This window comes from Fischerella sp. JS2, from assembly GCF_032393985.1.
Lineage (GTDB): Bacteria > Cyanobacteriota > Cyanobacteriia > Cyanobacteriales > Nostocaceae > Fischerella.
Genome location: NZ_CP135918.1, coordinates 2,923,914 through 2,935,650, shown reverse-complemented (window position 1 = coordinate 2,935,650; position 11,737 = coordinate 2,923,914). Strand labels below are relative to the sequence as shown.

13 protein-coding genes and 2 tRNA genes are annotated in these 11,737 nt (G+C 40.3%); 10 read left to right on the top strand and 5 right to left on the bottom strand.

The window, feature by feature from the left end; genetic code table 11:
* Nucleotides 1-48 precede the first annotated feature (48 nt).
* Nucleotides 49-1,137: a RuBisCO accumulation factor 1 gene (locus RS893_RS12300; protein WP_315791408.1), complete on the bottom strand. Its 1,089-nt coding sequence runs from the start codon at nt 1,135-1,137 to the stop codon at nt 49-51.
* Nucleotides 1,138-1,757: 620 nt separating this feature from the next.
* Between RS893_RS12300 and RS893_RS12295 the strand changes: the two genes are divergently transcribed.
* Together RS893_RS12295 and RS893_RS12290 are read left to right on the top strand one after the other, a co-directional pair.
* Entirely contained in the window at nt 1,758-2,717 is a 960-nt protein-coding gene (locus RS893_RS12295; protein ID WP_315791407.1) for a response regulator, read from the top strand.
* A 248-nt stretch (nt 2,718-2,965) separates the two neighbouring features.
* The gene (locus RS893_RS12290) at nt 2,966-4,204 is read left to right on the top strand and encodes an MFS transporter (protein WP_315791406.1); all 1,239 of its coding nucleotides are present in this window, start codon (nt 2,966-2,968) and stop codon (nt 4,202-4,204) included.
* A 59-nt stretch (nt 4,205-4,263) separates the two neighbouring features.
* Here the strand turns inward: RS893_RS12290 and RS893_RS12285 are convergent.
* Nucleotides 4,264-4,337: transfer RNA gene (locus RS893_RS12285), tRNA-Arg, on the bottom strand.
* Nucleotides 4,338-4,376: 39 nt separating this feature from the next.
* Here RS893_RS12285 and moaC point away from each other — a divergent pair.
* Nucleotides 4,377-4,883, top strand: coding sequence for a cyclic pyranopterin monophosphate synthase MoaC (gene moaC, locus RS893_RS12280; protein ID WP_315791405.1), 507 nt, complete (start codon nt 4,377-4,379; stop codon nt 4,881-4,883).
* 59 nt (nt 4,884-4,942) lie between these two features.
* On the opposite strand, the gene RS893_RS12275 is transcribed toward moaC, so the two are convergent.
* Nucleotides 4,943-5,137, bottom strand: coding sequence for a DUF2795 domain-containing protein (locus RS893_RS12275; protein WP_315791404.1), 195 nt, complete (start codon nt 5,135-5,137; stop codon nt 4,943-4,945).
* Between the two features lie 226 nt (nt 5,138-5,363).
* Between RS893_RS12275 and RS893_RS12270 the strand changes: the two genes are divergently transcribed.
* The 7 genes from RS893_RS12270 (at nt 5,364) to RS893_RS12240 (ending at nt 9,650) form a co-directional block, all read left to right on the top strand.
* On the top strand, nt 5,364-5,903 hold the full coding sequence (locus RS893_RS12270; protein WP_315791403.1) for an Hsp20/alpha crystallin family protein: 540 nt from the start codon (nt 5,364-5,366) through the stop codon (nt 5,901-5,903).
* 254 nt (nt 5,904-6,157) lie between these two features.
* Nucleotides 6,158-7,150, top strand: coding sequence for a J domain-containing protein (locus tag RS893_RS12265; RefSeq protein ID WP_315791402.1), 993 nt, complete (start codon nt 6,158-6,160; stop codon nt 7,148-7,150).
* Entirely contained in the window at nt 7,147-7,452 is a 306-nt protein-coding gene (locus RS893_RS12260; protein ID WP_315791401.1) for a chaperone modulator CbpM, read from the top strand. The genes RS893_RS12265 and RS893_RS12260 overlap by 4 nt, the downstream gene beginning before the upstream one ends.
* Before the next feature lie 173 nt (nt 7,453-7,625).
* Complete coding sequence (locus tag RS893_RS12255) at nt 7,626-7,883, top strand: 2TM domain-containing protein (RefSeq protein ID WP_016864955.1); 258 nt, start codon at nt 7,626-7,628, stop codon at nt 7,881-7,883.
* Between the two features lie 114 nt (nt 7,884-7,997).
* Nucleotides 7,998-8,309: a DUF3181 family protein gene (locus RS893_RS12250; RefSeq protein ID WP_315791400.1), complete on the top strand. Its 312-nt coding sequence runs from the start codon at nt 7,998-8,000 to the stop codon at nt 8,307-8,309.
* A 222-nt stretch (nt 8,310-8,531) separates the two neighbouring features.
* Nucleotides 8,532-8,750, top strand: a complete 219-nt coding sequence (locus RS893_RS12245; RefSeq protein ID WP_315791399.1) for an acetyltransferase — start codon at nt 8,532-8,534, stop codon at nt 8,748-8,750.
* Between the two features lie 465 nt (nt 8,751-9,215).
* Nucleotides 9,216-9,650 (top strand): hypothetical protein, encoded by a 435-nt coding sequence (locus RS893_RS12240; RefSeq protein ID WP_315791398.1) that lies wholly within the window; start codon nt 9,216-9,218, stop codon nt 9,648-9,650.
* A 189-nt stretch (nt 9,651-9,839) separates the two neighbouring features.
* On the opposite strand, the gene RS893_RS12235 is transcribed toward RS893_RS12240, so the two are convergent.
* Nucleotides 9,840-11,351 carry a hydroxysqualene dehydroxylase gene (locus RS893_RS12235; protein WP_315791397.1) on the bottom strand — a complete coding sequence of 504 codons (1,512 nt, stop codon included), beginning with the start codon at nt 11,349-11,351 and terminating at the stop codon, nt 9,840-9,842.
* A gap of 74 nt (nt 11,352-11,425) precedes the next feature.
* Nucleotides 11,426-11,498, bottom strand: a tRNA-Ala gene (locus RS893_RS12230).
* Nucleotides 11,499-11,737 lie beyond the last annotated feature (239 nt).

Genomic DNA, 11,737 nt, shown 5'->3' with positions numbered 1-11,737 from the left:
TCAATTGTCACTTTTTATTCTCCTCACACTCCCCACACTCCCCAACAGCTACTCATCTATCTGCCAAGAATCTTTTGTCAATTCCTCATCCAAAATCTTCTTTGGTAGAACAATGACAATTACTCGTCCTAACAAAGGTACTTCCGGTGCAGTTTCAAACCATTGAAAATCTAATTCTCCAGAGTTATCTACTACAAAGTAACTACCTGAGTTCCATTCTCGTTGGGCGCGATCAATAACTACCATAACTGGTTCTGGGTTACTTTTTGTTTGGCTGGGTAGGCGATCGCTATTGCATAAAATCACCACAGGATCTTCTGCACCCAATATTGTTTGCCAACCTGGTAAGGGAACCCAAGCTTGTTCTCCAGCAAATTTAACGATGCGGAAAGGCTCCATTTCTTCTACCAGGGGAACTGCTTGTAGGTCTTTTGGTGCTAATGGTAACTCACCCACTACTGGTACTAGACGCGGTGTTTCTTCGGCTGATTGTGGTCTGTAATAGGGTAGAGTAGGTGCTGGTTTTTTGGGTACGACTGTAAAATCTGTAAGTAACTGTTCTATTTTCTGCCTAGCAGTTTGCGTATGGGCAAACTTTAAGCCTTTGGCAATTAAACGTGATCGCGTTTGAAAATCTGAATTCTGACGGGCAAGTTTCCAACATTGATAAGCAACCGCATCTCCGGGATGCTGAGAAAAGCCCTCTGGAGGATTACGAAAACGAGAGAAATCTTTGATTGCTCTGGCAATTTCCCGTGCTTCGTCAGCATCAATTTTGTGTTGAAAGGTAAGCGTAGCGGCGGCGGCTCGTTCTTCTTGAGTCAGCAAGCGTAACTCGTACAAGATATCACTGCCACGCTGTTGATAATGAGAGATCACATCTTGTGATGCTCCTACTTTTTCTATAGAGTTGTAAACTTGTGCGCCGACAATCACCTGATTCTGTTGTATGGGCTCAAAGCCTGTAGCTTCAAAAATCGCTTGGGGACTGTAACCTGCTTTTTGTAGATAAGCGCAAGCTTGTCCCCATTCCACCCAGTAACCTTGTTTTTGTCGCAGTTTGATTAGCAATTCTTGAGTGATGTCATTGTGATCGTTATTGTTGAGATTTTGAGCGTTGGGTGGTTGATCAGTCATAAGCGATTAAATATGAAAAATTAAAAACCGTAAAAATCCTTATTCGGAAACATGCTTGTCATCCACTGGAAAACAAATTAAATCAGTGATGATTTAGATATTTCAGCAATTTCACGACAAGTTGATCAATATAATTTTAAAATTTTTATGCCAAGTGTCTATTTTAAGGCTGATGTCGTAGTTTCTCTATAGAAGAAATATGGTGTTAACAGCTTACTGTAATTAATTTCCTCTCAATATAGGGTACTAGTAGTTTCTCACACAAAATTTACAAGTTTTGTAGTAAGCATCAAGCGTGCTTCAATGAGTGCTGTCTTCGCTTACTAGAAATATTGCAAAGTTAGTATGTCACAACACTAGTCTCTTAGCTCCTTTCTACACCTCTAACCTTAAGTAAAATTATGAGTTCTGAATAAAAATTATAAGACATAGATAAGAGAAATTACGTAATTGCACGTAAGATACTCAAAAGTAGAATTCTTTATTTTTCTACTTTCTCCTTCTGGAAACTGCTTCATGATTACTTTAATCAAATAGCAGTTACAAAATGCTGATTTTATATTCTCAATCAGGCTTTGTATGGAATATAACAAAGTGATTAACAGTTAAAGGAATTATCTATGAATAACCCCATTCCCGAATTTGATAAAATACGTCGTCAATTGATGACTCTGGAAAAGCCAAAAAAGCAGAAAATTTTAGTAGTTGATGATGAGCCAGATAACTTAGATCTGTTGTATCGTACCTTTCGCCGAGATTTCCAAGTATTGAAAGCCGATAGTGGCATGAACGCTTTGCAAGTGTTAGCAGCAGAAGGGGAAGTTGCAGTAATTATTTCCGATCAGCGAATGCCAGAAATGAAGGGGACTGAATTTTTGAGCAAAACAGTACCTCAGTTTCCCAACACTGTCAGGATTATTCTCACAGGTTTCACTGATATTGAAGACTTAGTAGAAGCAATAAATGCTGGTCAGGTATACAAATATATCACAAAACCTTGGGACCCAGCAGAACTAAAAGCTGTGGTGCAAAGAGCGGCAGAAACCTATGATTTACTCAAGCAACGCACAGAAGAATTACGTCGTGCTAATGCTCAAATGGCACTGTTAACTGTTTTAGTGCAGGTTGCTCAACAAGCATCTAGTTTAGAAGCTATATTAAATCCCATTGCTACAGCTTTTGGTGAAAGTTTTAGCGCCGATGGCTGTATTTTGCAATTAGTCGAAAATAATAATCTGGTTACTACCCAAGGCAGTTACAGCAGTGGAGGTTCTATAGAAAACTGGTTAGCAGTTGACCCATTGACTAGTGAAGCGATCGCCACTGGTCAAATGCAAGTCTCAGTTAATGTCCCCAATGATGAAAAACTTGCTGGTGTAGCACACTATACAGACTCTGGTGTAGAAGCGCATTTAATCATCCCAATTACCTATGCACGTAATGTTTTAGCGGTGTTATCTCTCCAATGGAAAAAACCCTGCACATTACGAGAAGATGAACTCAAACTAATTCATTTATCTGCACAGCTAGTGGCAACTGTACTCAGTTGTACTCGTTACCATCAACCCGCTAATGCTTGATTGTCAATAGTCAGGACAAGGAAGACAAGGGAGTGGGGGGAGTAAGGAGGTTAATTTGACTTTTGCAATAAGTCTACTAACTGCCATAATTATGAAGTATTAGTTATTATTAAGTAATGTAACAATGATTGTTAGTCATAAGTCCCAAGTCTATAGTCAAGGATTCAAATTCCATAATGCCAAGCCTAAAATCCAATGACAATTGACAATTGACGATTGACTCTTGACTTAATTTAAGTGCATTTGCTGTGAAAGTATTTAGTAAAATTGATACTCAATTACGACGTAACCTGCTGGTTTTATTTGCCGCAGGTTTATTATTCTGGTCTAGTTTGGCTTCTTTGTTGCCAACCTTACCACTTTATCTAGAAGAAGTGGGGGCGAGTAAACAACAAATCGGGATTTTGATGGGCAGTTTTGCGATCGGACTGCTGTTATTTCGTCCTTGGTTGGGGAATTTAGCAGATCAACGGGGTCGCAAAATTGTACTACTGATTGGGATGGTGGTGGTAGCGATCGCTCCCCTTGGTTATGAACTCACGACCTATATGCCTTTTTTAATGGTGTTGCGTGCGTTTCATGGCATTAGTATCGCTGCTTTTGCTACTGGTTATATAGCGCTGGTAGCAGATTTAGCATCACCTAGTCATCGGGGTGAGATTATTGGCTACATGAGTTTGGTGAATCCGATTGGTTTAGCACTCGGTCCCGCTTTGGGTGGTTATTTACAGGCTGCGGCTGGTAATACCGCATTATTTTTGTTATCTACGGGTTTAGGTGGGTTAGGGGTGTTATGTATTTTGCCAATTGTCAATCCACCAGTCCACAAGCAACCGCAAGTCGAAAACCGCAACTCTAATTTTTGGCAAATGTTGGTTAGTCCTAGAGTGAGAATACCAGCATTCGTAATGTTAATGGTTGGTTTGACTGTCGGAACTTTGCATACTTTTGCACCCTTGTTTATCAAATCTACTCAGATTGACTTAAATCCTGGGTTGTTTTACACAGCTTCGGCAATTTCTAGCTTTAGTGGTAGGTTATTTACTGGAAGGGCAAGCGATCGCTTGGGGCGAGGACTGTTTGTGACTGTAGGTTTAGCTTTTTACTCTCTATCGATGGTACTGATGTGTGTAGCCAACAATGCCAGTACTTTTTTACTCGCTGCCCTGATTGAAGGTGCGGGAGGTGGTACATTAATTCCGATGATTTCAACCTTAATGGCAGATCGTTCGCTTCCCCAAGAAAGGGGACGTATTTTTGCTATCTGCATAGCTGGGTTTGATTTTGGCATAGCGATCGCAGGCCCAATTGGGGGTTTTGCTGCTGATCAATTTGGCTATCGCCTTAGCTTCGGTTTAGCGGCTGCTCTAACCGGACTTGGTATAATTGTTTTCCTTACCCAGTGCAGTAAAAACCTTGCCACTTCTCTACGTTTTGCCCTTGGTCGTGGTCAAGATAGTTATGCTTTAAATGGAATTCGAGATTAAAAATTAAAAAATGAAGAATTTAATTTCTTCATTTTTAATTTTTTGTCTTAAATTTAAGACGGGCGAGGAGGGATTCGAACCCCCGACACCGTGGTCCGTAGCCACGTGCTCTAGTCCACTGAGCTACACGCCCTTGCGGTCACAGGATCTAATATTAACACATCTTTATCATATGACACAAGATAATTTTCAAAATTCTTCTTTTGACCTTACCCACCTGGATCAGCAAGGGCAAGCCCAGATGGTAGATGTATCAGGGAAACCGTCCACAGTCCGCCAAGCAACAGCAGGTGCAAGAGTGCGAATGCTAAGCGAAACCTTTGCCGCCATTCAAGCGGGAAACACTCCGAAAGGAGATGTACTCGCAACAGCGCGACTAGCAGGAATTATGGCTGCGAAACAGACAGCTAGCTTGATTCCTCTATGTCATCCTTTACCTTTGCACAAAGTTGAAGTACTTTTAACACCAGATCCGCAACTGCCTGGTTATCAAATTCAGGCCACAGTTAAAACCAAAGCCGAAACGGGGGTAGAAATGGAAGCCCTCACAGCTGTTTGTGTTGCTGCTCTTACCCTTTATGACATGGCCAAAGCTTTAGAAAAATCGATTCAAATTGAATCAATTCGATTGATCAGTAAGACTGGTGGCAAATCAGGGGATTATTTAGTTAATAGGTAATTGGTAATTGGTAATTGGTAATTATTAATTGCGATTTTACTACCTATTCCCCTTTCCCCTTATTCAATCGCACCGACAGCTTCGCTAACATCAGTTGGAGTTTGATATTCCTGTTCTGGCAATTGCTGTAATACAGAAATAGCATTCTCATCAGCACCATTTTGTCGAGCGTGCTGAATCAATTCTTCTTTGCTAGCCGGATAATCTATGCCTTTTAAATGTTTTTGTAGTTGAATAGGGTTGATTTTAGCCATTTTCTTGACCTCCAAAATTCCACCTTTAAATGTCATTTTCATGTTTACAGCCAGATAGAGTTGTTACCTCTATCAAGAAGATTAGGTAGTTTGATTTTCTCAACAATAAAAGGTCATCCATTTGGCTGATGAGGCAATTTTTTGCCCTTGATAGTTTGAGGTAGAAGCAAGAAGATTGTAAATCTTGCATCAGATAGATATCGGATAGATATCGGAGGGCTGAAATATGGCATTAATACGTTGGGACCCTTTTCGGGAAATGGAGCGATACGATCCTTTCCGAGAAATTTCTAACTTGCAACGCGAAATGAATCGCCTGTTTGATCGCATGATGACTACTAGTGGCGATGGCGGTGAAATGGCTGGATATGCTTTTATGCCAGCAGCTGAAATGCACGAAAATCCCGATAATATTGAACTTCGGGTAGAACTTCCAGGTATGGAAGCTAAAGATTTGGACGTCAAAGTTACCGCCGAAGCTGTTTCAATCAGTGGTGAACGCAAAGTTGAAACTAGAGCTGAAGAAAAAGGCATGAGACGTTCGGAATTCCGCTACGGCAGATTCCAACGGATAATTCCTTTACCTAGTAGAATTCAAAACGATCAGGTACAAGCGGAATTTAAGAACGGTGTTTTGTGTCTGACAATGCCGAAAGCTGAGGAAGAAAGGAATAAGGTTGTCACTGTTAGTTTAGAAGGACAACAGACTCCAGTTATCGGCGAACAATACGATAGACAAACTCAACAGCAACTACAAACTCAATAGCGTTAGTTTTAACTTAAAGTTAATCAGCCGTTGATATCTCTAGTAGTCTCACAAATACTACCATAAAAATATACTTAACAGGATTGACAGGATAATTCACAACAATAATTGTGCTGTCAGTCCTATTTTTTTGCTCAAATCAAATTAACTCACCTGGACTTTTCTATGAACAATGCCATACTGACGACAGATTTTCGCCAGCAATTATATTAAGTAGACTAAAGTCAAGCTTTCAATTCAGCAATGACAAAGCTATGCCAGCAAGCGACTTCAAGGATTATTATCAGATTCTAGGGGTAAGCAAAAACGCCACACAGGAGGAGATCAAACAGGCTTACCGCAAGCTGGCACGTAAGTACCACCCTGATATCAACCCTGGAGATCAAAAAGCGGAGGAACGCTTTAAAGAAATTAATGAAGCTAACGAGGTACTCTCCGATCCAGAAAAACGTCAAAAATACGACGCTTTTGGTCAATACTGGCAGCAAGCGGCGACAAGTGGTGCAACGCCACGCGGTCGTCAAGGTACAAGAGTAGATGTTGGTGGGGTTGATTTCGATCAGTACGGTAATTTTGATGATTTCATCAATGACTTGCTTGGCCGCTTCGGTGGCGCGGCTAGAGGTGGCAGAACTTATACCTATCGTACCTATACAGGTGGCGATCGCGACTATAGCGATTTTTTTGAAAATGTTGCCACACAAGCACCTGCACCTGATACAGAAGCAGCTATTTCCCTTACTTTTTCTGAAGCATTTCACGGTACACAAAAACGTCTGCAAATCGATGGGGAAACGGTTACTGTCCGAATTCCTCCAGGGACAAAACCCGGAAGTCGTCTCCGCATCAAGGGTAAAGGACGTTCCAGCCCGTTTTCTCAACAACGGGGAGATTTGTATTTAATCATTGAAGTATTGCCCCATCCCTTCTTTCAATTTGCAGATGATAACATTGCTTGTGAAATTCCCATTCGACCGGATGAAGCTGTATTGGGGGCGGAAGTAAAAGTTCCCACACCAGATGGTAGCGTCACGATGAAAATTCCGGCGGGTGTGCGTTCTGGGCAATCCTTGCGTTTACGGGGTAAAGGCTGGACACTACCTAAAGGGGGACGTAGTGATTTAATTGTCAAACTACAAATTGTATCTCCTAAGGATTTGAGTGCGACCGAACGCGAGTGTTATGAAAAAATCCGCGACAGTAGCACTTTTGATCCGCGTGCTACCCTAGAAGAGGTGAAAATATGAATCAAGTTAGTCTGTCACGGGTGGTTGTGTCTGAAGAAGGCGATCGCCTTTACACTTTTGAATATGCAGCTTTTGTGACACAAACATCAACTGCACTGATAGAACGCTTTGCGGCTTTGGGGTTGATTTCACCGATTAATTCGATGTTGCGATCGCGCGATATTGCTCGTGTTGCTCAAATTCTGCGCCTACGTCGAGATTTAGGATTAAATTTAGTGGGTGCAGCAATGGTTCTAGATATGGCTGAAGAAATTGCCCAACTGCGGGCACAGTTGCAAGTTTACAAATCTCGGCAATCTTAGCTATGGCTTTTTGTAAAAGCTAAAAGCAAAGTCTTTTTTAACGCAAAGGATCGCAGAGAACACGCACCAGGTAGCAGAGTTTTTCTTAGGTTTCCAATCAGACGGTAACAACAACCGAAAAAATCCTAAAATGGGTCAGAAACCAAATTGTATTAAAATCTGTAACAACCTATATGCCTCCTCGTTGGCCTCGTAAACCAGATCGTAAAGACCCAGCTTACCGCAAACTAGATGACCGAATGAATTTTGCTGTCCATGTGGCAATATTTGCAGCCTGTAATTCGGGGTTGTGGTTCTTTCACAATTTCTTAAAAGCTACTTGGGAATGGCTACCTTGGGTAACAGCAGGGTGGTTAGTGGTATTGTTAGTTCACCTGATTTATATTGCTGCGATCGCTGACTATTCTGAGATACCGCCCAAATCCACCTGAAGATGGACTGATGAAGCTGGGGCAATTGTAACTTGTGGCTGTAGAGTCTTCTGGTAATTGAGCGATAATAGTAAATAGTTTATAAATTCGCTGCCGTTCATTAGGGTTATTTTTATGGCTAAGACTAACACCACAGAATTACTGGAAGCCCTAGCAAATGAAATTGGCGAAAATGTTTACATGGATATTGCCAAATGGCATTTATATCTATCAAATGCCAAATTACATACTGTAGTTGCAGAACAAGTTTATCCCCTAATCACTGCTAATAAGCCTGTAGATGAGGATGATGTAATTCAGGTTCTGGAATCTATTCCTGTGAAAATTGGTGGTGGTAGAAGGGAAATTCCTCTGATTGATTTATTGCCTCTGCAATGTCAGGTGAATTTAGTAGATATATTAGAAAAATTCCAACGCGAAATGTAATCTTTTTTCTGTTGTGTTAAGTAGATTTAAAATTACTTGACTTATTTAACTATTCTCTTTTAACAAAGAGAACCCATAACTGCGTATCAGTTTTATTCATCAATCCACTCTAGTAGCAAAAGTATTTGCAAAAACTAGAGAGGGAATACTGTTACACAGTTTTTTTATGGTTTATTTTCGATTTTCTATTCAAGCAATATAAATTTACGGAGGTTATGTATTATGTTGCTACAACTTAAGGATAGTGGGGAATTATTGAAAATAGTTGATGTTCAAGAGTTAATTGACCCCAGCATTGATAGTATTCATGCTAGAGATCAAGAAGGTCAAGAAGAACAATCACCAGAATCTTATAAAAAAGAAGATCTCGTTTTTCCTTCGGGTGAAAGTCTACCACGCTGTTGGATAGATGCAAATTATAGAAATACAAAATCTTCTTAACCTCTAATTAACTGAGTAGAGATGCAACGCATTGTGTCTCTACTTTATCCAATTATCTATAAATAAAGCTCATTTTTAGTTTGCATTGTTTCAAATACTAAGCTTCAGTTTCCAAATCTGTATCTAAACTAATACGAGAGTTGATTAGTTAGATTTCTACAAAATTTATTAAACAACATAAATATTAATAATTGCAATTTAAAATCATAAATTAGCATGATGGGTGATACCCATCATACTTGCAATATTGAGTGAATGATATTATTGGCGATCGCACTTAAAAAATCTCCCTCACAAATACATCAATAAACAATTGGTGAGTTTGGTTGAGGAGATACAATACAAAGAGCGAGCAGCCTAATTTATTGTGAAACAAATCAGAATTATTTGCAAAAAGAGAGATAATTATTGTTGTGGTGAAAAGTGAGGAGACTTTCTAGCAAAGTGACAAAATAGGAGGTAAAGATGGGTCGTCTACTCTACGAAGAATCGTTGTCTTACAAGGGATATTTAATCATTCCTTTTGTTTTTGGAAAAGCGGATAATTACGAGATTTATTCGTATAAATTACTCTCAGAAATTGGTTACACAAGTAAATTTCACAAAGTGGAAAATCCAGCACAAATATATGGCAGTAGTATCAGTAATATTCTGGATATTGCCAAAGAACATATAGACCAAAATTCAGAATTGGTCAGTCAAGGCGATTACTTTAAGAATCGCTATGTTTACCGTAATAGCCTCATCATTATTTATCGAGAAGAGGGTAAATATTTTTACGACCACTATCCACCAGATTCATTAAATAATATTGCAGCACCCAAAATCTTCACATCAGAATATGAATGTCTGAGTTGGATCAAGCAAGGACTTGATAGCTTGCATGTACGGCGCAGGTAGTGGGAGATGGGGGAGTGGGAGGAGTGGGGGAAGTGGGGGGAGTGGGAGGAGTGTGTAGACGCGCAAGCGACTTCCCGCAGGGTGGAGTGGGGGAAGTCGGGGGAGTGTGAGGAGTAAAGAAGACATATAATGCCTTTTCTTCTCATACTTCTCATACTCTTCATATATCCTTCTTTCAAGCCAAGAAAGTTAGGGTAGCCAAAAATTAGGCAAGATAGACTTACTTATATGACGCACTGTTCTATTGACTGTCCTTGCTAGTTGAATATGAGGTTCATCAGCTGCTACTGGTAAAATTTGCGCTGGTGTTCCCTCGCCTAAATGAGAAATTACTAAATTTGCTGCTTCTAATCCTGTGACATAAGCTTTTTCTTGAGACCAAGAACCGTGGCGGCTAATAATCCAATCACCACTCATAAATACATTTTTTACACTAGTTGTAGCTGGTAGCATATAGCGATAGCTACCAGGGGCAAAGTGAGTTACTGCTTGTGGTAAACGAAGGACACTGCGATCAATTACTTTTGCTTGCTGAAATTCTGGTATGCAAGTTGCTAAATAACGCTGGACTATCGATACAATTTCCTGATCTTCTAGGGGGATAAATTGATTAGCATGATAAAAATCAACTTCTACTACTGTCCCTGGTTCATGTTGATATTCATCATGTAGCGCGTTCAAATCAAAAAATGTCCACCCTGTAGTCTGATCAAAGCCAAAGCAAGCATTAGAAGGACGAGGAATTGTAATTTTACGGTCAAACCAAAGACGAGTTGCTAAAACATCAATCGCCACTAGGTTATTTAAATTGCGGAATTCTGTACGAGTTTGTAAACTGCTGCTACTGGAGACAATCTTTTTTATCCCAGTGACGCCGACAGCGAAAATTACTGCATCCGCATCAAACACTTCTTCACCGCAAACTACACCTGTCGCCTGATTATTACTATCGATAATTAAGTCAGTTACCCGTTTACTGGTAAGGAATTTTCCCCCTAGCTTTTCAATGTATTGTATCCAAGGACGAAATATTTTTTCTCCCACGGTTCCGCGACACCAAACCACATCAAAATTAGGTTGATGTGCCAGAATAAAAAAGTAGAGCATCCCTAAAGTTGCTGCTGCGGAACATTGTTCACCAGGTGCAAACAAGCCCACCAATAACATTGGTTCAAATGACTCGCTGTAAAGTCGTGCCGAAACTCCAAAATCTTTGAACAATTCCCGCGCAGTCACAAAATCATATTGCCGCCAAGCTGCATCAGAATTATCAAAATCAATGACAGCATAAAGTAAAGATAAGGCGCTGAGGCGGTCAATTAATGGCAGGCGTTTAAATTGAGTATAGATAAAAGTCCCCAGAGGTGTGGGAAGTTGGGGTAAATCTTGAAAAATTGGTGATTCAACTTCTAAACCTGCGGGTGAATATTGGGAAGAACGAGTCCAACTGGTAAAGGGGTTAATCTTTAGTTCATTGATAAGGGCAAAAATATTTCTGTAAGGATACCAAAAACCATGAATTCCTGCTTCTACTGACCGTCCTCCTGGGGTTTTCCAACCTGCGACAAGTCCACCGGGGTAGGAACCTGCTTCCAGAAGAGTCACATCGTAACCTTGTTTTGCGAGGTGATAGGTTGCACCTAACCCAGCCCAACCTGCACCAACAACTATCACCTTTTTACGCTGTGATGCTTCTGTCATTGTTCAGTCTCCGGTTATCACTGTAGATGGGGATATCCCAATTGTGGTTCTAGTATTTATTTAATATAAAAAAATGGAGCTAAGCGGATTCGAACCGCTGACCCCCTCAATGCCATTGAGGTGCTCTACCAACTGAGCTATAACCCCAGAATCTTTGACTGGTAAGCTATTTAAGCTTTTTAAACCAGTTTTTTGGGTTGTCTTTGCTTTACTAGTATGCAAGTTTATGTAAATTAAGTCAACACAACTTTGTTAAGTTATGTAAATCTAAAGAAAAAGCTTAATTTATTGCTTAATTTATTATAGACATAGAGCGGCTTATTGTAGACTCTCGCCAAGATGCCGAAAACCCCAAGGATTGGTAGAGTGTGCGTAAATCCTAATAG

Coding starts and splice junctions, on each gene's coding strand:
- RS893_RS12265 (WP_315791402.1), top strand. CDS start 6,158: ATGCCAGCAAGCGACTTCAAGGATTATTATCAGATTCTAGGGGTAAGC.
- RS893_RS12300 (WP_315791408.1), bottom strand. CDS start 1,137: ATGACTGATCAACCACCCAACGCTCAAAATCTCAACAATAACGATCAC.
- RS893_RS12240 (WP_315791398.1), top strand. CDS start 9,216: ATGGGTCGTCTACTCTACGAAGAATCGTTGTCTTACAAGGGATATTTA.
- RS893_RS12295 (WP_315791407.1), top strand. CDS start 1,758: ATGAATAACCCCATTCCCGAATTTGATAAAATACGTCGTCAATTGATG.
- RS893_RS12260 (WP_315791401.1), top strand. CDS start 7,147: ATGAATCAAGTTAGTCTGTCACGGGTGGTTGTGTCTGAAGAAGGCGAT.
- RS893_RS12275 (WP_315791404.1), bottom strand. CDS start 5,137: ATGGCTAAAATCAACCCTATTCAACTACAAAAACATTTAAAAGGCATA.
- RS893_RS12250 (WP_315791400.1), top strand. CDS start 7,998: ATGGCTAAGACTAACACCACAGAATTACTGGAAGCCCTAGCAAATGAA.
- RS893_RS12235 (WP_315791397.1), bottom strand. CDS start 11,351: ATGACAGAAGCATCACAGCGTAAAAAGGTGATAGTTGTTGGTGCAGGT.
- moaC (WP_315791405.1), top strand. CDS start 4,377: ATGACACAAGATAATTTTCAAAATTCTTCTTTTGACCTTACCCACCTG.
- RS893_RS12245 (WP_315791399.1), top strand. CDS start 8,532: ATGTTGCTACAACTTAAGGATAGTGGGGAATTATTGAAAATAGTTGAT.
- RS893_RS12270 (WP_315791403.1), top strand. CDS start 5,364: ATGGCATTAATACGTTGGGACCCTTTTCGGGAAATGGAGCGATACGAT.
- RS893_RS12255 (WP_016864955.1), top strand. CDS start 7,626: ATGCCTCCTCGTTGGCCTCGTAAACCAGATCGTAAAGACCCAGCTTAC.